General features: G+C 66.1%; 21 protein-coding genes. 11 read left to right on the top strand and 10 right to left on the bottom strand.

The window, feature by feature from the left end:
* Nucleotides 1–16 precede the first annotated feature (16 nt).
* From AC1ROK_RS11870 to AC1ROK_RS11880, 3 genes are all read left to right on the top strand, one after another.
* Nucleotides 17–940 (top strand): transporter substrate-binding domain-containing protein, encoded by a 924-nt coding sequence (locus AC1ROK_RS11870; protein ID WP_492847043.1) that lies wholly within the window; start codon nucleotides 17–19, stop codon nucleotides 938–940.
* A 71-nt stretch (nucleotides 941–1,011) separates the two neighbouring features.
* Nucleotides 1,012–2,361, top strand: a complete 1,350-nt coding sequence (locus tag AC1ROK_RS11875; RefSeq protein ID WP_492847045.1) for an NtaA/DmoA family FMN-dependent monooxygenase — start codon at nucleotides 1,012–1,014, stop codon at nucleotides 2,359–2,361.
* A 60-nt stretch (nucleotides 2,362–2,421) separates the two neighbouring features.
* Nucleotides 2,422–3,603 carry a mandelate racemase/muconate lactonizing enzyme family protein gene (locus tag AC1ROK_RS11880; protein WP_492847046.1) on the top strand — a complete coding sequence of 394 codons (1,182 nt, stop codon included), beginning with the start codon at nucleotides 2,422–2,424 and terminating at the stop codon, nucleotides 3,601–3,603.
* A gap of 216 nt (nucleotides 3,604–3,819) precedes the next feature.
* Here the strand turns inward: AC1ROK_RS11880 and AC1ROK_RS11885 are convergent, their stop codons facing one another.
* The 3 genes from AC1ROK_RS11885 to AC1ROK_RS11895 all read right to left on the bottom strand — a co-directional run bounded on the left by AC1ROK_RS11885 (nucleotide 3,820) and on the right by AC1ROK_RS11895 (nucleotide 6,922).
* The gene (locus tag AC1ROK_RS11885; RefSeq protein ID WP_492847048.1) at nucleotides 3,820–4,866 is read right to left on the bottom strand and encodes an aldo/keto reductase; all 1,047 of its coding nucleotides are present in this window, start codon (nucleotides 4,864–4,866) and stop codon (nucleotides 3,820–3,822) included.
* A 40-nt stretch (nucleotides 4,867–4,906) separates the two neighbouring features.
* Nucleotides 4,907–5,890: a Gfo/Idh/MocA family protein gene (locus tag AC1ROK_RS11890; RefSeq protein WP_492847050.1), complete on the bottom strand. Its 984-nt coding sequence runs from the start codon at nucleotides 5,888–5,890 to the stop codon at nucleotides 4,907–4,909.
* 78 nt (nucleotides 5,891–5,968) lie between these two features.
* The gene (locus tag AC1ROK_RS11895; RefSeq protein ID WP_492847052.1) at nucleotides 5,969–6,922 is read right to left on the bottom strand and encodes a transglutaminase family protein; all 954 of its coding nucleotides are present in this window, start codon (nucleotides 6,920–6,922) and stop codon (nucleotides 5,969–5,971) included.
* A 108-nt stretch (nucleotides 6,923–7,030) separates the two neighbouring features.
* Here AC1ROK_RS11895 and AC1ROK_RS11900 point away from each other — a divergent pair, with 108 nt between their 5' ends.
* The 5 genes from AC1ROK_RS11900 (at nucleotide 7,031) to AC1ROK_RS11920 (ending at nucleotide 10,244) form a co-directional block, all read left to right on the top strand.
* Nucleotides 7,031–7,867: a transglutaminase-like domain-containing protein gene (locus AC1ROK_RS11900; protein ID WP_492847054.1), complete on the top strand. Its 837-nt coding sequence runs from the start codon at nucleotides 7,031–7,033 to the stop codon at nucleotides 7,865–7,867.
* A 91-nt stretch (nucleotides 7,868–7,958) separates the two neighbouring features.
* On the top strand, nucleotides 7,959–8,279 hold the full coding sequence (locus AC1ROK_RS11905; protein ID WP_492847056.1) for an ArsR/SmtB family transcription factor: 321 nt from the start codon (nucleotides 7,959–7,961) through the stop codon (nucleotides 8,277–8,279).
* 92 nt (nucleotides 8,280–8,371) lie between these two features.
* Nucleotides 8,372–8,989: a dihydrofolate reductase family protein gene (locus AC1ROK_RS11910; RefSeq protein ID WP_492847058.1), complete on the top strand. Its 618-nt coding sequence runs from the start codon at nucleotides 8,372–8,374 to the stop codon at nucleotides 8,987–8,989.
* Nucleotides 8,990–9,000: 11 nt separating this feature from the next.
* Nucleotides 9,001–9,456 carry an SRPBCC family protein gene (locus AC1ROK_RS11915; RefSeq protein WP_492847060.1) on the top strand — a complete coding sequence of 152 codons (456 nt, stop codon included), beginning with the start codon at nucleotides 9,001–9,003 and terminating at the stop codon, nucleotides 9,454–9,456.
* A complete protein-coding gene (locus tag AC1ROK_RS11920) occupies nucleotides 9,453–10,244 on the top strand; it encodes an alpha/beta fold hydrolase (protein WP_492847062.1) in 792 nt (263 codons plus the stop codon). The genes AC1ROK_RS11915 and AC1ROK_RS11920 overlap by 4 nt, the downstream gene beginning before the upstream one ends.
* Before the next feature lie 43 nt (nucleotides 10,245–10,287).
* Here AC1ROK_RS11920 and AC1ROK_RS11925 read toward each other — a convergent pair whose 3' ends face one another.
* The 4 genes from AC1ROK_RS11925 to AC1ROK_RS11940 are packed head-to-tail and all read right to left on the bottom strand — an operon-like array spanning nucleotide 10,288 to nucleotide 14,169.
* A complete protein-coding gene (locus AC1ROK_RS11925; protein WP_492847064.1) occupies nucleotides 10,288–11,112 on the bottom strand; it encodes an ABC transporter ATP-binding protein in 825 nt (274 codons plus the stop codon).
* Between the two features lie 13 nt (nucleotides 11,113–11,125).
* Nucleotides 11,126–12,187 (bottom strand): FecCD family ABC transporter permease, encoded by a 1,062-nt coding sequence (locus AC1ROK_RS11930; protein WP_492847066.1) that lies wholly within the window; start codon nucleotides 12,185–12,187, stop codon nucleotides 11,126–11,128.
* On the bottom strand, nucleotides 12,184–13,215 hold the full coding sequence (locus tag AC1ROK_RS11935; RefSeq protein ID WP_492847068.1) for a FecCD family ABC transporter permease: 1,032 nt from the start codon (nucleotides 13,213–13,215) through the stop codon (nucleotides 12,184–12,186). Before AC1ROK_RS11935 ends, AC1ROK_RS11930 begins: the two co-directional genes overlap by 4 nt.
* Nucleotides 13,216–14,169, bottom strand: a complete 954-nt coding sequence (locus AC1ROK_RS11940; RefSeq protein WP_492847070.1) for an ABC transporter substrate-binding protein — start codon at nucleotides 14,167–14,169, stop codon at nucleotides 13,216–13,218.
* Nucleotides 14,170–14,315: 146 nt separating this feature from the next.
* Between AC1ROK_RS11940 and AC1ROK_RS11945 the strand changes: the two genes are divergently transcribed.
* On the top strand, nucleotides 14,316–14,687 hold the full coding sequence (locus AC1ROK_RS11945) for a hypothetical protein (protein ID WP_492847072.1): 372 nt from the start codon (nucleotides 14,316–14,318) through the stop codon (nucleotides 14,685–14,687).
* A 139-nt stretch (nucleotides 14,688–14,826) separates the two neighbouring features.
* Here AC1ROK_RS11945 and AC1ROK_RS11950 read toward each other — a convergent pair whose 3' ends face one another.
* Complete coding sequence (locus tag AC1ROK_RS11950) at nucleotides 14,827–15,102, bottom strand: hypothetical protein (protein ID WP_492847074.1); 276 nt, start codon at nucleotides 15,100–15,102, stop codon at nucleotides 14,827–14,829.
* A 309-nt stretch (nucleotides 15,103–15,411) separates the two neighbouring features.
* Between AC1ROK_RS11950 and AC1ROK_RS11955 the strand changes: the two genes are divergently transcribed.
* A complete protein-coding gene (locus AC1ROK_RS11955; RefSeq protein ID WP_492847076.1) occupies nucleotides 15,412–16,368 on the top strand; it encodes a nucleoside hydrolase in 957 nt (318 codons plus the stop codon).
* 150 nt (nucleotides 16,369–16,518) lie between these two features.
* Here the strand turns inward: AC1ROK_RS11955 and AC1ROK_RS11960 are convergent, their stop codons facing one another.
* Nucleotides 16,519–17,754, bottom strand: coding sequence for a class I SAM-dependent methyltransferase (locus AC1ROK_RS11960; RefSeq protein WP_492847078.1), 1,236 nt, complete (start codon nucleotides 17,752–17,754; stop codon nucleotides 16,519–16,521).
* Nucleotides 17,755–17,927: 173 nt separating this feature from the next.
* Nucleotides 17,928–19,724, bottom strand: a complete 1,797-nt coding sequence (recJ, locus tag AC1ROK_RS11965; protein ID WP_492847080.1) for a single-stranded-DNA-specific exonuclease RecJ — start codon at nucleotides 19,722–19,724, stop codon at nucleotides 17,928–17,930.
* A gap of 167 nt (nucleotides 19,725–19,891) precedes the next feature.
* Here recJ and AC1ROK_RS11970 point away from each other — a divergent pair, with 167 nt between their 5' ends.
* A complete protein-coding gene (locus AC1ROK_RS11970; RefSeq protein ID WP_492847082.1) occupies nucleotides 19,892–20,842 on the top strand; it encodes a Tim44 domain-containing protein in 951 nt (316 codons plus the stop codon).
* Nucleotides 20,843–20,905: the final 63 nt, after the last annotated feature.

Raw genomic sequence — 20,905 nt, forward strand, 5'->3', positions numbered from 1 at the left:
AAGAAAGAGACTGATCGTGACCAAGCTTTCGACACTGGTAACCAAGGGGCTACGCGCTGCCGGCCTGACGCTCGCCGTCGCGGCGCCGCTGTTCGCCGCTCCAGCCTTCGCGCAGGATGCCGCAACCGAGGCGGCCCGTGCCCTGCTGCCGGCCAAGTACCGCGATGCAGGCGTGCTGAATGTCGGCGCCTCGACCGTTTACGCGCCGCACTCGTTCTTCAAGGAAGGCACCACCGAGTTCACCGGCTACGAGATCGAGCTGTTCAACGCGGTGACCGAGATCCTCGGGGTGAAGCCGATCTATACCGAAGCGCCGTTCCAGCAACTGATCGCCGGGGTGAAGTCAGGCCGCTCGGATGTGTCGCTGGGCGATCTGGGCGACAACGACCTGCGCCGCGAGCAGGTGGATTTCATCGACCACACCCGCCTCACCTTCCAGCTGCTGATCGACGAAGCCGACAAGGACAGCATCAAGACGGTGTTCGACCTCTGCGGGCGCGATCTCGGCGTCGTGCAGGGCACCACCAACATCATCTTCAAGGCGCTGTCACAATGCGAGAGCAAGGGGCTGAAGCCGGCGAACTTCATCGAGTTCCCCGATGCCACCGCCAAGGACCAGGCGATCCAGTCGGGCCGCTTGCCGCGCGCCGATATCTCGGCCACCGCAGTGGGGCGCTTCCGTGAGGCGGCCGGGCTGAACCCGGGCCAGATCCTCGTGCCGGCGCCGGAGTTGGGCGACCTCTATATCGGCTTCATCGTCGACAAGGGGAATGCCGAGCTCGCCAGCGCCATCGAGGCAGCGCTGCAGATCCTGTTCGACAACGGCAAATACGCCGAGATCCTCGCCGCCTACAACATCCCGGACCTCAACCTCGAGGCTCCGGGCGTCAATATCGGCCAGAACGCCTCGAACTGGGTGCAGCCCAAGCCGAAGAGCTGATCGCCGGATCAATCCGCATGGGGGCGCCGGCAGCAGCCGGCGTCCAAGCCATTTCCACCAGGACCTCGACTATGCCCAACGCCCGGCCGGCCGGCCACGACAAGATGAACATCGCCGTGCTCGTTTCGGGCGGCGGCAACCACCAGGGCGCCTGGCGCCGCGGCGGCAGCAATATCGAGCTGGCCAATACGCCGGGCTTCTACGTGGCGTTCGCACAGGCCGCCGAGGCGGCCAAGATCGATGCGATCTTTTTTGCCGATATCCCCTCGCTCGACCCCAAGGCGCTCGGGGTGAACCCGGTGCTCAACGCTTTCGAGCCGGTGGTGCTGACCTCGTATCTCGCGGCGTTCACCAGCCGGGTGGGGCTGGTGTCGAGCGTTTCGACCAGCTTCTCCGAGCCCTACACCGTGGCCCGGCAGTTCGCCTCGCTCGATCGCGTTTCCGGCGGCCGGGCCGGCTGGAACATCGTCACCTCGGCCACCGGGGAAAAGAACTACGGTGCGACGCCCCTGCCCGACCAGGACGTGCGCTATGCCCAGGCAGCCGAGTTCGTCGAGATTGCCAAGCGCCTGTGGGACAGCTGGGACCAGCAAACGCTGAAGATCGACCGGGCCAGCGGGCAGTTTGGCGATGTCACGGATATCCGGCCGACCGATTTTCACGGCAAGTTCTTCGATGTGGCCGGGCCGCTCAATATCCAGCGCCCGCCGCAGGGCTGGCCAGTGCTGTTCCAGGCCGGCGCCTCGCCGATCGGCCGCGGTTTTGCCGCCGAGACGGCCGAGGGGGTGTTCACGGCGCAGCAGACGCTGGAGGACAGCCTTGAATTCGCCCGCGACATGCGGGCCCGCGTCAGCGCCGCCGGCCGCGACCCGCGCCGGGTGAAGCTGCTGCTCGGCATCACCCCGATCATCGGGGCGACCGAGGCGGAAGCGAAAGCCACGGAGCGCGAGCTGGGCGAGTTCATCGACATCAAGGCGTCGCTCAGGAAGCTCAACAGCTACATCCCCGGCGTCGACCTCTCGGGGTTCGATCTCGACAAGCCGATCCCGCGCGAGGCGCTGCCGGATGTATCGGCGGTGCAGGGCCGACAGAGCCGCTACAAGATCTTTGCCGATCTGACGCTCAATGACGGCTGGACGTTGCGCGAGCTGGTAAAGCTCACCGGCCGATCGGATGGGCACTGGACGCTGACCGGCAGCCCCGAGCAGATCGCCGACCAGATGGCCGAACGTTTCCTTGCCGACGCCTGCGACGGCTATGTGGTGATGCCGACCTACCATCCCGAAGGCTCCGGGCTGTTCTTTTCGGACGTGGTGCCGATCCTGCAGCAGCGCGGGCTGTTCCGCACCGAATACGAGGGCACGACGCTGCGCTCGCATCTGGGGCTCGATATCCCGGAACGCGGCGCGCGAGGCATTTGACGGCCTTTGCCGCCCCTCTGCTCGTCGCTATAGAGAGCGGCGAAACGGAGGGGAATTGCGATGTCGGCTGTGGGTCATCTGTCGGAGGGGGATCGCGGACAGGCGCGGATCACCGCAATAACGGCGTTGCGGCTCGATAGCGGCTTCTGCCTGATCCGCGTCGATACCGATGCCGGCATCTCCGGCTATGGCGAATGCGGCGACCTCGATGGCGACCTGGTGCGGGCGGCGCTGCTCACCCACGCCGAAGGCGGCGCGCGGCTGCCGCATCTGCAACTGATCGGCAAGGACCCGCTCGATATCGGAGTGCATCACCACAACCTGTTCTACGCCTACCGGCAACGCCCGGCGCACATCATGATCTGCTCCGGCATTGACATGGCGCTGTGGGATCTGGCGGGCAAACTGCTCAACCAGCCGGTGCATAGGCTGCTCGGCGGGGCGTTCCGCACCGAGCTCGAGCTCTATTCGCACTGCCCGCATTTCGACCTGACCGATGCCGGCGCCTGGGCCGAAGCGGCTGATGACCTGAAATCCGATCCGCATGGCTTCAAGACCTTCAAGGTCGACATCCACGACGCCATCGGCATCGAGATGCAGGAATATGTGCCGAGCCTGTCGCCCGGCGACATCCGCAAGATCGGACGTTCCTACGAGCTGGCGCGCGAGCACCTGGGCGAGGAGATCGACATCATCGTCCATTGCCATAACGAGCTCGATGCGCCGAGCGCCATCGCGGTGGCCGAGGCGGCGGAGGCGATCAAGCCGATCTATTACGAGGACCCACTGCAGCCGGGCTTTTCGGAGAACTGGCTGGCGCTCCGGCGATCGACCAACATCCCGATCATGACCGGCGAGAATATCGAACTGCCGGAGGGGGCGCTGCCGTTCCTCCAGCACCAGGCGGTCGATTGCCTGCAGCCCGACATCATCAGCTCGGGCGGCATCACCGGCACCAAGAAGATCGCCGATCTCGCGGCGCTCTACCGCACGCCAATCACGCTGCACAATGTCAGCGGGCTGTTGATGAACGCGGCGAGCCAGCAACTGGCGGCGGCGGTGTTTAACTGCCCGCGCATCGAGTGCACCCGGCGGGCGGACAGTATCCAGTGGGCTTTGTCAAATCCGCTGCAGATCAAGGACGGCAAGATGCAGGTGTCGATGGCGCCGGGGTTGGGAGTGGAGCTGGATCAGGACTGGATCAGCGGGCACCGGTTTGCTGGAGAGCCGGACTGGAACTGAACGCCGGCCTCTCAGTGATCCTCCCCCGCGTGGCGGGGGAGGAGGACCGCCGAAGGCGGTGGAGGGGGCAGCAAGAGGTGCCGGCGTGGAATTAGGGCGGTCGCAGCGCGATCCGAGCGCAAGTGAGGAGCGACTGGGTCTGGCCGCCCCCTCCACCATCCTGCGGATGGTCCCCCTCCCCCGCCACGCGGGGGAGGATCACGGCACCGCCGGTGACTACGGCAGCCGCTGCGTGTGGGTCGGCTCCAGTTCCGCCTTGCCGAAGGTGCCCGGCAGGTTGGTGTCCATCCACTCGTAGGGATAGCCGAGCTTCAGCGGCATGGCGTCGGTGAGTTCCTGACGCACCTCGACCGGCAGGTCGAAATCGCCGGCTTCGAGGTTCTCGGCGACCTGGTCGACGCGGCGGGCGCCGATGATGGCGGCGGTGACCCTCGGATCGCCGAGCAGCCAGCTGAGCGCCACCTGGCTCGGGGTTCGGCCGAGGCGGCCCGCCACTTCGACGACCTTGTCGATCATCTTCAGCGAATCCTCGAACCAGTAGCGCGGCAGGGTGATCGCCGCCTGCTGGCCGATGCGGGATTTCTCGTCGGGCTTATCCTCGCCACGGTACTTGCCGGTGAGCATGCCGGCGGCGAGCGGGCTCCAGCAGATCATGCCGAGGCCCTGGTCGTCGCAGGCCGGCAGGATTTCGCGCTCGATGTCGCGACGGACGAGGTTGTAGAGGTGCTGCGCCGAAACCAGCGGCTCATAGCCCTTGAGGGCGGCGACGCCGTTGGTCTTGGCGATCTGCCAGCCATAGAAATTCGAGCAGCCGAGGTAGCGGATCTTGCCGGCGCGGATCAGGTCGTCGGCGGCACGCAGGCTCTCTTCGATCGGGGTGTACGGATCGGGCCCGTGGAACTGGTAGAGGTCGATATAGTCGGTATCGAGCCGCTTCAGGCTCTTCTCGCAGGCCTCGATGATGTGCTTGCGGTTCAAGCCGCGCGAGGTCACCGCCGGGTCCGCGGGGAACCAGCATTTGGTGGCGATCACCAGCTGGTCGCGGCTGTGGTCCTTCAGCGCCACGCCGAGCATGGTCTCCGAGGCGCCGCCCGAATAGCCGTTGGCGGTATCGATGAAGTTGCCGCCGCCTTCGACGAAGCGTTTGACGATGGCGCCCGAGGTCTCCTGGTCGCAGCCCCACTGCGAATTGCCGAACGTCATGGTGCCCAGGCAGAGGCGCGAGACCAACAGGCCGCTGCGGCCGAGATAGCGATACTTCATCAGTTTCCTCCGAATACGAAATCGAACAGGGAAAGGCGGATCACTCGGTCGGGTATTTGAGCCCGATCTGCTGCCGGATGGTGTCGAGGCAGGCCATGATGGCGACGCTCTCGCTGGGCGAGAGGACGGTGCCGGCGGTCTGCTTTTCGGCGACGAGGCGTTCGAGCTCGGCAGCCTGGTACTGCATGCCACGGCCCTCGACCTTCGAGATGTATTCCTCGACCACGCTGTTGCTGGCGTCGAAGCGGCGGAAGCTGGTGGGGGTGTACCAGACCTTGTCGATCTCGATGCGGCCTTCGGTTCCGTGGATGGTGGCGATATTGCGCCCGGCAGTATCGCTGCCGGACAGCGTCAGCGCGATGGCGCCGGACTCATAGGTGAACATGGTCGCGACCGTACCATCCGCTCCGGTCTCTTTGAGGCGCGCGGTGGCGGCGATGGTCTTGGGTGCGCCGAGCACGTCGAAGGTGAACGAGATGGGGTAGATGCCGAGGTCGAGCAGCGCACCACCGCCGAGCTCCAGCGCGTTGAGCCGGTGCTTCGGATCGTCCGGCAGGTCCTGCGTGTGATCGGCGACGACCGAGCGGATCTCGCCCAGGACGCCGGAGCGGACGATCTCACGGATGCGCAGCATGTGCGGCAGGAAGCGCGTCCACATGGCTTCGAGCACGACGAGGCCCTTGCTCGCGCCGAGATCGACGATCTCCTGCGCTTCGCGGGCATTGACGGTAAAGGCCTTCTCGATCAGCACGTGCTTGCCGTGGCTCAGCGCCAGCCTGGCATTTTCGGCGTGCATCGGGTGCGGCGTAGCGACGTAGATCGCGTCGACATTGGGATCGGCACAGAGCGCCTCGTAGCTGCCGTGCGCCGTGGGGATGCCGAACTCGGCGGCGAACTTGCTGGCGCTGGCCTCATTACGCGAGCCGACGGCGGTGACCTTATGGCCGTGCTGGTTCAGGTCCTTCACGAATTGCTCGGCAATCCAGCCGGTCGCCAAAATTCCCCACCTGACGCTGCCGGCCATTCTCACGCTCTCCCGAAGTCCGATTGTTGCGGCCCCGAGGTGTAACGACTTGGTCCGCCTGCGCAATGGTCCGGAAGGCTAATTCTGTCCGGCAAATCTCGCTGCATTGGCCTCGCGTAGCCGCCGCCCGGCTGCCTCAGCCTCGACCTGCACTTTGTGACGCCCGCCATCGGCAGTAACGTTCACCTGCACGTCCATGCCGAGATAATCCGCACGGTCGCCGATGAAGCTACCGCTGAGCGGTTTGGCCTGCCGCGGCTCCCGCGCAACGCCAACTCGGATCAGATCCTTGTTGCCGATGATGCCGTTGGTCGGGTCGAACTCGACCCAGCCGGCGCCGGGGAGGAAAACCTGCACCCAGGCATGGGTGGCGCCACCGCCACGCATGGCCATGCCCGAATCCCGCGACGGCACATAGATGTAGCCGGTGACGAAACGCGCGGCGAAACCGAGGCTGCGGCAAGCTTCGATCATCATCAGTGCGAAGTCGCGGCAGGTGCCGGTGCCAGTGGTCAGCGTCTGTAGCGGCAGCTGCGTGCCAGGGTCGGTGCGGCGGGAGTACTTGAAACTCTCCCGGATGCCGGCGGTCATGGTCATCAGCAGGTGTCCGGTCTCCATCGCCACGCCGGAATGAGCGAACTTCCTCGCAAACGCCTCGACTTCTGGCGCTGGATGGTGCGGCCGCATGTAGGGCGCAAGGTCCGGCAGCGTCTCGGCGTCATACTCGAACGGCCATGTCTTGGCGCGCTCCTCGGTCTTGAAGCGCGGCACCGTCAGTGGCGTGTGGTCCAGCATGATATCGGTCTCGAAGCGCAGCTCGCTGGCCGCCTCACCGAACTCCGCGACGGTAATACAGTTGCCGAACACGTCGTGGATCCAGTGGATCTCGGCGTCCGGAGACACGGTGATCGCCGAACTCAGCAGTCGCTGGTCGTGGCTGTCGCGCGGACGGAACAGCACCCGGTGCTGGCCAAAGCGCACTGGCCGTGCGTAGCTGTACGTCGTGATGTGGCGTACTCTCAGAACAGTCATCGCCGCTTCCGCTTTTGTGCCCGTGGTCAGAACAGCCGAACTGTCGCGGCGGTTCCGCGGAACTTCCCGACCTGCCCCGAATTGAGGCGCATACAACTGGGTGGTGCAATGAAGTTTTCCGTGAACTGCAGCCTGCAATACGATGTGGCGGCCGATACGACGCTGATCCTCAATGTCGAGGCGCAGCGCAATGCCGGCCAGAACATTCTCGCCGAGCGGTTCAGCATCTCGAGCGGCGTGCCGACCGACTCGCATGTGGTGCCGGAGACGGGCAATCGCTATCGCCGCATGGTGCTGCCGGTCGGGCAGCACCAGATCAGCTACACCGCCGAGATCGAGACCCGGCCATTCGTCGGCGACCCCGGTCAGATCGCCCAGGTGCCGGTCGCCGCGCTGCCCTTTGAGGTATTCGGCCACCTGTCGCCGTCGCGCTACTGCCAATCGGACAAACTCGGGCGGTTCGCCTGGCGCACCTTCGGCGACATCGCCAACGGCCACGAAAAGGTGACGGCGATCTGCAACTGGATCTTCGAGAATGTCGACTATCTCGAAGGCTCCAGCGACATCAGCACCTCGGCCTACGACACCTTTACGCTGCGGGCCGGCGTGTGCCGTGATTTCGCGCATCTGGGCATCACCTTCGCCCGGGCGCTCGGCATCCCCGCGCGGTTCGTCTCGGCCTACGCGCTCGATCTGATCCCGCAGGACTTCCATGCCGTGTTCGAAGCCTATCTGGGCGATCGCTGGTACCTGTTCGACGCGACGCGGCTCTGCCCGATCGACGGCATCATGCGGATCGGCATTGGCCGCGACGCGGCGGACTCGGCTTTTGCCAGCTATTTCGGCCAGTTGAGCGGACCGCCCAAACTGATTTCCGTCAAACGCCTCGATGACCAACAGCCCAGCGCCTGGACTGTCCAGGCGGTCAGCATCTCAGCCAACTAAATCACTTAAGCAATCACTTACGTATTGACAGCGTCCTTGCACCGAGATACTTAAGATCATGCTTAACCAAGAGACAGAGCCCCTCGATCTCATGTTCCAGGCATTGGCCGACCCCACCAGGCGGCGGATGATCGAACGACTGAGCCGGGGATCCGCCTCGGTCAGCGAGCTGGCCGAGCCGTTCAAGATGAGCCTGCCCGCCATCGTGCAGCACCTCCAGGTGCTGGAACAGAGCGGGCTGGTGACGACGCAGAAGGTGGGACGGGTGCGGACCTGCACCATCGACACGGGAGCGCTGAGCATGGCCGAGAAGTGGATCAATGATCGACGCATCGGCTGGGAGCACCGGCTGGATCGGCTGGGTGCGTTCCTCGATGCGCTGCCCAGTGGGCCGGACAAACCGGCGAAGTAGCGCGCCCCCAGCGCGTCATGAACGACAGAACTGAGACAATCGGCTGGAGACCGCGTTTCCGGCAGCGGGCGGGCTTTGCCCAGGAGGATCGAATGGCCAAAGTTGTGTTGAGTTTTTCGATGTCGCTCGATGGCTACGTGGCGGGCCCGAACGTCTCGGTTCGCGACGGCATGGGAGTGGGCGGCGAGCGCTTGCACGAGTGGATGTTCGCGGGCAGCGGCACCAAGGCCGGCGATGACAGCTACAGCAGCACCGAGGCCGCGGACGCCGCCGAGATCGACCTCGCCTTCAGCACGGTCGGCGCGGTGATCGTTGGGCGCCGCACCTACGACGTCGGCCTGCAGCACTGGAACGACACACCCTACCCGGTGCCGTCGTTCGTCCTCACCCACAACCCCAAGCCCGAGCAGCAGATGAAGAGCGCCAGCTTCCGCTTCGTCACCGACGGAGTGGAGAGCGCCGTGCGACAGGCCCGAACGGCGGCAGGCGACAAGGATGTCGTGCTGATGGGCGCTTCGGCAGCGCAGCAGGTCCTGCGCGCCGGCCTCGCCGACGTCATCCGCGTCCAGGTGGTCAGCGTCCTGCTTGGCGGCGGCACCCGCCTCTTCGACAAACTTGGGGATGCTCAGATCGAGCTCGCCCGTACCCGGGTGGTCGCGGCTTCGCCCGGCGTCACCCACCTCGAATTCAACGTCATCAACCAAGCCTGAGAGGAAACCAAATGACCGAACGTTCCATCGCCCATGGCAGCTTCACCGTCGAACGCAAGTACAAGCATGCACCGAGCAAGGTGTACTCCGCCTGGTCCAATCCCGAGTTCAAGCGCCAGTGGTTCGGCTCGCCGAGCCCGGACAAGCCGAAGGATGTCATGGACTTCCGCGTCGGCGGCCGTGAATTCAACGAAGCCGAGATGGGCGGCGACACCTATGTGTTCGACGTCACCTATCGCGACATCGTGCCCGACAACCGCATCATCTACACCTACGAGATGCTGAAGAACGGCGCGCGCATCTCGGTGTCTCTGGCCACCATCGAGCTGTTCCCCGACGGGGCCGGCACGCGCATGGTGGTGAAGGAAGACGGCGCTTTCCTCGATGGCCTCGACAAGATGGCCGATCGCGAGGCCGGCACCAACTACCTGATCGACCTGATGGGAAAGTGGCTCGACGAGCAATGAGCGCCAAGCCGCACAGCGTGATGATCGGCGACCTCGAGGTGCACTACCTCGAGGAAGGCCGCGGCCAGCCGCTGCTGCTGCTGCACGGCGGAACAGCGACCGCCGACTCCTGGGGCGAGGCGATGCCGCGACTGGCCGACCGCTATCGAGTCTTCGCGCTCGATACGCGAGGACACGGCAGGACCAACAACCCTGCCCAGAAGATGAGCTACCCCCAGTTCGCCGACGATGTCGCCGGCTTCATCGCGGCGCTCGGGCTCAAGAAGCCACTGATCGTCGGCTATAGCGACGGTGGCCAGACGGCGCTGGAATTCGGGCTCCGGCATCCGGGCAAGGCCGGAGCGCTGGTCATGGGCGGCACCGTGAGCCGACTGACCCAACCCATGCTGGAAGGACTTCGCTCATGGGGGTTTTCGGTGCCGGGCGAGGTCGACCTCGATCGGCTGGCCAAGGAGTTCGGCCCGTATTTCGAACAGATCAAGGTCGCGCATGCCCATCACTACGGTCCGGACTACTGGCGGGCGTTCCTCAAGCAGATCTCCACGCTTTGGCTCACCCTACCAACCTACAGTGACCGGCAGCTCGCTTCGATCTCGGTGCCTTCCCTGGTGATCATGGGCGATCGAGACCAACTGGGCGGGATCGATGAAGCCGATCGCCTCTACCGGCACTTGGGCGCCGGGGAGCTCTCAATCATCGCCAATGTCAGCCACGAGGCCGTCAACAAACCGCTGTTCTGGGATGCCGTGCGCGAGTTCCTCGCCCGGCACGACGAGCGCCAGGACTGACCAATGAAGGGGTGCCGTCTCTACCAGTCAGGTGGCCCGCCCGCTACTCGGCTGCCGCCTTCAGCCGCGGCTTCACCCGGTGCCGCCCGACCGGCACGATCATCGGGGTGTGCGACACCGGGTCGGCGCAGACCTCGGCGTTCATGCCGAACACCGATTTCACCAGTTCGACCGTCACCACCTCGGCCGGTGCGCCGGAGGCGGCGATCTTTCCGTCGCGCATGGCGACGATGTGGTCGGCGTAGCGGCAGGCGAGGTTGAGATCGTGCAGCACGGCAACGACGGTGCGGCCGCGCTGCTGTACCAGGTCGGTCAACAGGTCCAGCACTTCGACCTGATGGTTGATATCGAGGAAGGTGGTCGGCTCGTCGAGCAGCAGCAGCTCGGTTTCCTGCGCCAGCGCCATGGCGATCCACACACGCTGGCGCTGGCCACCGGAGAGCTCATCGACGGCGCGGCCGGCGAGATCGAGCGTATCGGTTGCGTGCAGCGCGGTGGCGACCGCTGCGTCATCGGCAGCCACCCAGTGGCGGAACCAGCCCTGATGCGGATAGCGGCCGCGGCCGACGAGGTCGGCAACGGTGATGCCGTCGGGCGCCACCGGGGTCTGCGGCAACACGCCGAGCAGCGTCGCGACCTCGCGGGTCGGCATCTGGTGGATGGCGCGGCCATCGAGATAGACCGTGCCGGCGCTCGGGGTCAGCAGGCGGGCCAGCCCGCGCAGCAGGGTGGACTTGCCGCAGGCATTGGCGCCGACGATGACGGTGAACTTGCCGGGTGGGATGTCGATGCTCAGCTTGTCGACGATGGTGCGATCGCCATAGCCGAGTGTCAGGTCGGCGGCCGAGAGCTGATGGTTCACTGACATCCTGGGCCTCCAATCAGCCGCCGCGACCCGAACGATGGGCAGCGGCAAGCAGGTAGATGAGGAACACGGCGCCGAGCGCGCCGGTGACCACGCCGACCGGCAACTGGTTGCGGCCGAGCATGTGCTGGGCAACGAAATCGGCGGCGTTGGTGACGAGGCCGCCGACCAGCGCCGCCGGCAGCAGCGCGTTGCCGGAAGGCCCGAGCAGGCGCCTTGCGATCGGCCCGGCGATGAAGGCGACGAACGACACCGGACCGACGGCGGCCGTGGCAAAGGCGGCGAGCAGCACGGCCACGAGGATCAGCCCGAGGCGGGAGAACTCGACACGGGTGCCCAGCGCCCGCGCCGCGTCATCACCCATCTGCAGGGTGCGCAGCGAGCGCGACAGCAGCGCCGCCAGCGGCGCCAGCACCAGGAGCGCGATGGCGAGCGGGGTGAGGTTCTCGAAGGTCGAGCCATTGAGGCTGCCGGTGAGCCAGCTCAGCGCCTCCTGCACTTCCATGATGCGGGCGCGGGTGAAGAGATAGGACACCACCGCCCCGGCCAGCGCCGCCATGCCGATGCCGATCAGCACCAGCCGGTACGGGGTGACCCCGTCACGCCAGGCGAGCCCATAGATCAGCAGCGCCGTCAGCACCGCGCCGCCGCAGGCCATGATCGAAACGCCGAGCCCCGACCATTTGAAGATGATGATCGCCAGCACCGCCGCGGCGCTGGCGCCGGTGGTGATGCCGACGATATCGGGGCTGGCGAGCGGGTTGCGCAGAATGGTCTGGAAGATGATGCCGGAGAGCCCGAACGCCGCTCCCGAAAGCAGCCCGGCCATGACGCGCGGCAGCCGCACGCCGAGGACGATGAAGTCGTTCGCCGCATCGGCATTGCCGGTGAAGGGCGAGAGCAGCGAGCGCGCCACATCGGCAAGCGGCAGTGGGTAATCGCCGATCGACATCGAGAGGCTGGCGACGGCCAGCGACAGCAGCGCCAGGCCGATCACCACGAGGCCATAGCGGCGCTGCAGGCGCTTGCGCACCGCAACGACGGCGCCGACCGGGGCAAAGCTCGAGGCGGCGCTCATAGTTCGGCCAGCTTCCTGCGCCGCACCAGCGCGATGAAGAACGGCGCACCGAGCGCCGCGGTGACGATGCCGACCTGCAACTCGCCCGGCGGCACGATGATGCGGCCGATAATGTCGGCGCCGAGCAGCAGGATGGGCGCCAGCAGCATCGAATAGGGCAGGATCCAGCGGTAGTTCGGGCCGGTGAAAGCCCGGGCGAGATGCGGCACAGTGAGCCCGACAAAGGCAATGGGGCCGGCGGCGGCGGTGGCGGCGCCGGCGAGGATCACCGCGGCAAAGCCAACCATGGCGCGGCCGCGCTGCACCTTGAGGCCAAGGCCGCGGGCGACATCGTCGCCCAGCGCCAGGCCATCGAGGATGCGCGAGGTGAGCAACGCCAGCACGATGCCGGCGAGGATGAACGGCGAGACCTGCAGCAGGATGTCGGTGGTGCGGCCGGTCAGCGCCCCGACCTGCCAGAAGCGGATCTGGTCGAGGGTTTCCACATTGGTGATGAGGATGGCACTGGTGACCGAGGTGAGTGCGGCGGTGACCGCGGCGCCGGCCAGCGCCAGCTTCACCGGGGTTGCGCCTTCGCGGCCCAGCGAAGCGACGAGGTAGACCACCAGCATCGCCGCCCCTGCCCCGAGGAAGGCCAGCCAGACATAGCCCGAGAGCTGGGTGATGCCAAACACCGAGATGCCGAGCACCACACAGAGCGTCGCGCCGGCATTGATGCCGAGGATGCCGGGGTCAGCGAGAGGGTTGCGCGTCGCGCCTTGCAGGATCGCGCCGGAGAGCCCGAGCGCTGCGCCGACCAAGAGGCCGACCAGGGTGCGCGGCAGGCGCAGGTCGAGGATGACCTTGTGGTTGGTCTGCGTCGGGTCGAACGCCGTCAATGCGTTCCAGATGTCACCGAGCGCGATCGGTCGCGCGCCGACGGTGATCGAAAGCGCCAGCACGACGACAAGCGTCAGCGCCAGCAGCAGGAAGCCGCCAGCGCGTGCCGCTGCGGGCAGGCCTGTCGCCGATGTGGCGGAGGCCGACACTCAATCGCCGATGCTGACGTCGGCAGCGTCGATGGCGGTGCTGAGCTTGTCGAGCTCCGTGGCATAAGCGGCATAGTTGCGCAGCCAGAATGCCGGCCAGTCGGTCACCTGCCCTGCGGCGGCGGCGCGTAGCGTGGTCCACGTGGCCTGGGACTTGGCGGTTTCGATGGTGGCCTTCGAGCGGTTGTCGACGAGGATCAGGTCAGGCTGGTACTTGTCGGCGTTCTCCCAGCTCAGCGTCTCCCAGTAGCCGCGGTCATCGGCAATCGCCGGATCGATCAGCTTGAGCCCCCAGGAGGCAAAATCCATCAGCTCGGACGAGCCTTCCGTGGCGGCGACATAGAGCGCGTCGGTGCCGGCCCAGACGGCGAGCGCCGACAGATCGGGCTTGCTGGCGACTGCCGCCTTGAACTTTTCGCGCGCGGTCTCGAAGGCGGCCTTGTCGGCGGCGACCTGCGGAGCCGAGAGGTCGGCGCCAAGGCTCGCGGCCAGTCTCTCGTAGTCCTCGATCAGGGTGACGATCGAAGCGCCCTGCTTCGGACCGGTGATCGGGGCCAGCGGCTTCAGCGCGGTGACCACGTCGGCGCCACCGCTCCAGGTGCTGTCCAGCGGCCACCACTCGCCGACGATCAGGTCGGGCTTCAGCGCGGCAGCTTTCTCGACGCTGACCTCGCCCCAGGCCTCGCCGATGATCTCGATGCCGGTGAGGTCAAGCCCCTCGAGCGCCTTGGCCTCGGCAACCGCGCTGTCGGCATAAATGCCGACCGGGCGGATGCCGAGCGGGATCAGGCCTGCGGCGGCGTCCTGGCTGGCGATGATGCGGGTCGGCACGTGGTCCACCGTCACCGTATTGCCCGAGCCGTCGGCATAGGTCCAGGCCTCGGCCAGGGCGGCTCCCGGCACTGAAAGCAGGAGCGTCGCACAGGCAGTCGCGGCAAGCATCTTGAGGGACATTGGTGGACCCGGATATGTTGATTATTCGGGTCACCTATCAGCGCGCTATGCTGATTAGTCAAGTCATGTTTCGGCCGCGTGGCCGTGAGTCATGCGGGTTTCACCAATCGGTGCTATGGCTTAGCGGCCACACGCGAGACCGGGACGTGATCGAGCTGCCGCCGGCCATCGAAGAATACTGGTACGCCTTCGATTGGGACGTCGAGGCGCTGTGGGCGCTGGACCTGCCCTCCGAGGCGTTTCCGATCGACAAGCTGCTCTGGCACCTCGATGTGCCGCTGTGGGAACTCGACGGGCACCGCTATGCGCTGACGCCGCGCCAGGTGCTGCGTTCGCCCTATCGCTATGACACGGAGTATCGGCGGGTGCGGGCGTCCAGCCTGGTATTCCCGATCGAGATCACCCGGCTGAAGGGCCGCTGGCTGATCCTCGATGGCGTCCACCGGATGACGCGGGCGCATGAGGACGGGCACGAGGAGATCCTCGTGCGCAAGGTGCCGCGCAAGATGATCCGGTAGGGGCGTCCCCAATGGGTGCCCCACGCTGGATGTCATCCCCGCGAAAGCGGGGAACTCCGTTTTATGGTGTCTCAGGCCAAGAAAACAGAGGTTCCCGCTTTCGCGGGAATGACCCGGTGGTCGGGATAAGAAATGCGAGTTAGCTCGCCACCCGATAGGGGCTGAACGTTCGGCCGTTATCGGAGAGGCTCGACCAGACCACCCAGTATCGGCCCTGCTCGTCCGGGACCAGCACCTCGGCCTCGCGGCCGCTATGGGCCTGGAAGCGGGCGAGCGACTGAGCCTCGAGGGCGGCGTTGGAGCGGGAGGGGAACGGACCGTGCGCCTTGCCCTCGAAATCGACCCACCAGTTGTCGCGGCTCTGAATCACGAGGTAGAGCGCCTTGGCCATCGAGAGGTCACCCCTGTTGCTCACGAAACCGTTATCACCGATTCTGGTGGCGTTCCGTCATCTGGAATGAGTTTTCGCACAAATGCGTAGTCGGGACGAGCCGCCCGGCGCCGCGAATTTTATGCAAAGATGCGCTCAAATTGCGCCAATGCAAGCTTAGATGCGCCCGGACCCCTGTTCCCGGTGACGGTGAACACTTGGCCAGCGCAACTAACCGGGGCCGGCTGAGCTGCAACTGCCCACCGCCTTACATGCTGGAGGCAAGCTGCCCAAGTATTGGGCCGCGTGATGCCGACACTGGCGCCGGGTGCGACGGCATGCATGATATCGCGCATGCAAACACTCAAAGTCATCTACGATACCGACCCGGGCGTCGACGACGCCATGGCCCTGCTCCTCCTCGCCCGCCACAAGCGGATCGAGCTTGTTGGCGTCACCACTGTGTTCGGCAATGCCGACATCGCGACGACGACGCGCAACGCGCTGTACCTCAAGCAGAAACTCGGCTTCTCGGCTCCGGTGGCTGCGGGCGCTGGCGCGCCGCTGGTGGGTGAGCCGGATGCGCCGCCGACCTTCGTTCACGGCATGAACGGGCTCGGCGACATCGACCTGCCTCGTATCACCGCGACTGCGGATTCGCGCCCGGCGCACCAACTGATCATCGACCTGGTGAAGGCCAACCCGGGCGAGATCACCATCATCGCGGTGGGACGGATGACCAATCTCGAGCGCGCCATGCGCCAGGCGCCGGAGATCGTCGAGTTGGTGAAGCAGATCGTGGTGATGGGCGGCGCCTTCGGCCGCAACGGCCATACCGGCAACGTCACGCCGGTGGCCGAAGCCAATATCTGGGGCGATCCGGATGCCGCCGACATCGTGTTCGGCGCGGCCTGGCCGATCTCCATTGCCGGGCTCGACGTGACGCAGGCGACGGTGATGACGGAAACCTACGTAGCCGAACTCGCGGCCGCCGCCGGTGACGACGGGGCATTCGTGCGCGCCATTTCGGCGTTCTACCAGAACTTCCACCGCGAAAGCGCCGGGCTCGACGGCTTCTACGTGCACGACTCAAGCGCGGTAGCGTTGGCGCTGCATCCGGAATTCTACAAGACCGAGACCGGCGCCATCCGGGTGGTCACCGAGGGGATCGCCATCGGGCAGACCATCATCAAGCCCGATGGACGCAACTATCCGCCCGGCGCCTGGGACGGCCGACCGAGCCAGACGATTGCGGTGGGCGTCGACGCCGAGGCGGTGCTGCGGTTCTATCGGGAGACGCTGGTGGGGTGAGGGTTGATGCCCCGATCCATCCCCCGGCGCAGGCCGGGGCCCATCCTGAGGTCTATCGGGCCACACAGTTGCCGGCGAAATCTCAGGATGGGTCTCGGCCTTCGCCGGGATGACATCGAGTTCGTGGCGGCTCCAAGTGCGAACCGGCTCTCAGGCCGGCCGCCGGTACTGGTAGATGCCGACATCGATCGAGCCTTCGAAGAAGCCCGCCTCGCAGTAGCTCAGGTAATACACCCATTTGCGGCGGAATTCCTCGGTGTAGCCGAGCTTCTTGATATCGTTCCAGCGGTCGAGGAAGCGCTCGCGCCAGAGCTTCAGCGTCCTGGCATAGCTCAGCCGGAAGGTCTCGACGTTCTCGAGGACCAGCCCGACCTTGTCGCCCTGCTCCTGCATGGCGGTCTTGGTCAGCAGCATTCCGCCGGGGAAGATGAAGCGCTGGATGAAATCCGGACGCGCCCGGTAGTCGTGGAAATCCTGCTCGCCGATGGTGATCGCCTGGATCGCGGCGGTGCCGCCCGGCTTCAGCCGGTCGTGCACGGTCTTGAAGTAGCTCGGCCAGTGTTCTTCGCCCACCGCTTCGATCATCTCGATCGAGGCGACGTGGTCGAACTCACCGCGGGTGTCGCGATAGTCCTCGAAATGCATGGTGGCGAGCTTGTCGAGCCCCTGCCGCTCAAGGCGTTCGTTGGCATACTTGAGCTGTTCGGCCGAGAGCGTGATGCCGTAAACCTCGGCGCCGAAATCCTTGGCGGCGGTTTCGGCAAAGCCGCCCCAGCCGCAGCCGATCTCCAGCACGCGCTGGCCTGCCTTGACGCCGGCCAGCTCGGCAACGCGGCGGTACTTGGTGTGCTGCGCGTCGGTGAGCGACTGCTCGTCGGAGGTGAAGATGGCCGAAGAATAGGTCATCGAGGGGTCGAGCCATTCGGCATAGAAGTCATTGCCGAGGTCATAGTGCTCGGAAATGTTCTTCTTGGACCCCTCTTTCGAGTTGTGCCGGCTCAGGTGGTAGGTGATGTCCTGGGCGGCGCGGCCATACCAGGAGTTCTCGCCGCTATCGAGCACGTCGCGGTTCTGCAGGAAGTAGCGGAACAGCGCCGTCAGGTCCTCGATCTCGACGTCGCCGTCGATATAGGCCTGGGCGAAGCCAACGGTACCGCGCTGCAGGGTCTTCTGCAGCACCTTGAAGTTGTGCAGCGTCAACCGTGCGTGCACCCCGGTCGACGGATCGCCGAAGGTTCGGGCCTTGCCGTTCGGGAAGGTGATGGTGACCGCGCCGTGCCTGGGGCGGCCGATCAGCCGCTTTCCGAGAAAGGCCGCAATGGTCGAGAGCAGATGGGTCCACGGCGTGGGCGACGCTGCCCTCGTTTCAACCGCAAGCTTATCCATGACGCAACATTCCAGACTAAGTCCGCTCCGCCGAGCGGCCAAACCAGCGCCGCAGCGGGGCCGCAAAGACGCGACCGGGCAACGGGGCTCCCCGTGAATTAGGGCAGCACTTTAGTCGTCATAAGTGGATATGCAAGCATGACTTTCAACCCTCAGAGCGCCCGCACGGGCGGCTAGCGACTGCCCGGTCGGGCCGCGTCCAGCAGGCGGAACTGCACCTCTTCGCGGCCCTGCCAGTGGTCGATCGACAGCGTCCCCGCCAGGTGCAGCGGGGTATCGTTGCCGGCACTCAGCAGCGCTTCACCAAGCGCGGTGGTGGCGGCGCGGAAGGCGATAGCCTTGAGTCGCGCACCATCGTCGGCAGTAAGGGTGAACTTCACATGTCCGCCGGTGCCGACGATCTCGGCGAACTTCGCCTTGTGCGCCGGAAAGGCAAACACCGGCTGCGGGTTGCCGGCGCCGAACGGCCCTGCCCGCTCGATCTCATGCACGAATTGCGGGTTGGCGCCGCGCGCCGTCATCGCCGCATCAATCTCGAGCGCGGTGAGCGCCCGCGCCGCGCTGACGCTGTTGCCCAGCCGGTCGGTGACGTGGGCGCGGAACGGCCCGAGTTGCCCCGGCCTCAGCGTCACGCCCGCCGCCATGGCGTGGCCGCCCCCCTTGGCGGCAAGACCCAGTTCCACCGCCTCGATCACCGAGCTGCCGAGGTCGACGCCGGGCATGGAGCGGCCCGAGCCGGTGCCGGTGCCGTCGGGCGCCAGCGCGATGGCGAAGGTCGGGCGCTCGAAGCGCTCGCGCAGTCGCGCCGCGATCAAGCCAACCACGCCGGGGTGCCAGTTGGCCGAGGCCAGCACCAGCACGGGCGGCCCCTCGCCGCCACCGATCTCGGCTTCGGCGGCACGCGCTGCCTCCTCCACCGCCTCGACTTCGATACGCTGGCGTTCGCTGTTGAGTTCGTTGAGTTGCGCCGCGATCATCAGCGCCTGCTGCTCGTCGTCGAGCGACAGCAACCTTGTACCGAGCGCCGCATCGCCGATGCGGCCGCCGGCATTGATGCGCGGCCCGATCAGGTAACCGAGGTGATACGCGTTGAGCGGCCCGGAAAGCCGCGCCGCCAGCGCCAAGGCGCCGATGCCGCGGTTGGAACCGGTACGCGCCACCTCGAGGCCGCGCGCGACGAAGGCGCGGTTCAGGCCCTTGAGCGGCACGACATCGCAGACCGTCGCCAGCGCCACGAGGTCGATCATCGTCATCAGGTTGGGCAGGCCCGTGTCGCCGCGCTGCTTCAGCAGCCGGTTGGTCGCCACCAGCACCATGAAGGTAACGCCAGCAGCGCAGAGGTAGCCGAGGCCGGAGATGTCATCGGGACGGTTGGGGTTGACCAGCGCATTGGCGGGCGGCAGTTCGGCGTCGGACAGATGATGGTCGATCACCAGCACGTCGAGCCCGCGCTCGCGGGCATGGGCGATCGGGCCGTCGCTGGTGGTGCCGCAGTCGAGCGTGATCAGCAGCTTGGCGCCGCCGTCGACCAGCTTGTCGATCGCCGTGGTGTTGGGCCCATAGCCCTCGAAGATGCGGTCGGGGATATGCACCTGCGGGTCGAGCCCGAAATGCCTCAGATACCGGGCCATCAGCGCGCAGGAACAGGCGCCATCGACATCATAGTCGCCGAACAGCGCCACCGGCTCGTTGTCAGTGATGGCCTTGGCCAGCCGCTCGGCCAGCGCATCCATGCCGGCCAGCGTCGAGGGGTCGGGCATCAGCTCGCGGATGGTCGGCTGCAGGTAGCTCTCGGCCGCGTCTACACTGACGCCCCGCCCCGCAACGATGCGGGCGAGGATTTCAGAGAGATCGGTGCGCTGGCCGATCGCGGCGGCGGTGCGCGCCGCTGCCGGATCGAGCCGATCCACCCAGGCGCGGCCCAAGGCAGAATTCGATACGTCGAGGAAGTTGGGGCGCGGCTCGTCCATCACCCCGCGAGGTAAGCAGAAAGCGGGTGATAGTCGAGGGTGTGGCTGTGGTTTTTCTCGCCGAGCGCCGCCCGGTTGGAAAAATCGGCACGGCCCCCTCGCCGGGGCCTAAACTTTTAGGGCCTTTGCCCCCATATCAGCTGCAACATTTTACACGGGGAACCACAATGTTCGCTTCGAAGGGCTTCAGGTTTTCGGCCCTCCTTGCCACGCTGATCATGGCCTTCTCGCTGGTTGCGGTCGATACCGCAGAAGCGCGGCGCGGCGGCAGCTTCGGCAGCCGCGGCATCCGCACCGAGCGGAGCGTGCCGTCGACACAGGTGTCGCCGAACACCACGGCGCCGGTGCAGAACACGATGACCAACAGCACGACGCGGAATACCGTGGGTAATGCCACGACGCCGGCCCGCCCGAGCCTGTTCGGCGGGTTTGGCGGCGCGCTGCTCGGCGGCCTGCTGTTCTCCGGCCTGTTCGGCATGCTGTTCGGGTTCGGCTTCGGTGGTTTTGGCGGCATGCTCGCCCTCCTGGTGCAGGTGGTGATCATCGGCCTGATCGTCAGCTTCTTCCTCAGGCGCAGGCAGCAGCGCCCGGCGATGGCTGGTGGCCCGCTGAACTATGAGGCGCAGAACACGGCGCGCGCTTACGGCGGTGGCGGTGGCACTGCGGCTCCGCGCGGCCAGCGCTCGGCAGCTTCGCAGCGTGCCGGCCGGCGCGACGAGGTCGGCATCACCGACCAGGACCTCGGCGCCTTCGAGAACCAGCTCAAGCAGATGCAGGACGCCTACTCGCGCGAGGACTATGCGGCGCTCCGCCGGATCACCACACCCGAGGTGATGGGTTACCTCGCCGAGGAACTGGGCGAGAACGCTTCCAAGGGCCTGCGGAACGAGGTGTTCGACGTCAACCTCCTCGCCGGCGACGTGGCCGAGGCCTGGCGCGAAGGCGGTACCGACTACGCGAGCGTGGCGATGCGCTACGAAAGCCGCGATGTCACCCGCAACCGCGGCACTGGCGAGATCGTCTCCGGCGACGACCGGGTCACCGAGACCACTGAGGTCTGGACCTTCCAGCGCCAGAACGGCGGCCGCTGGCTGATCAGCGCCATCCAGGAAGCGTAAGCTTCCGATTACCGAATGCGAACGGGCCGCCCAGTGGGCGGCCCGTTTTGTTTTTGTAGGCCG

This window comes from Devosia sp. GW821-FHT12F11 (genome assembly GCF_058806655.1).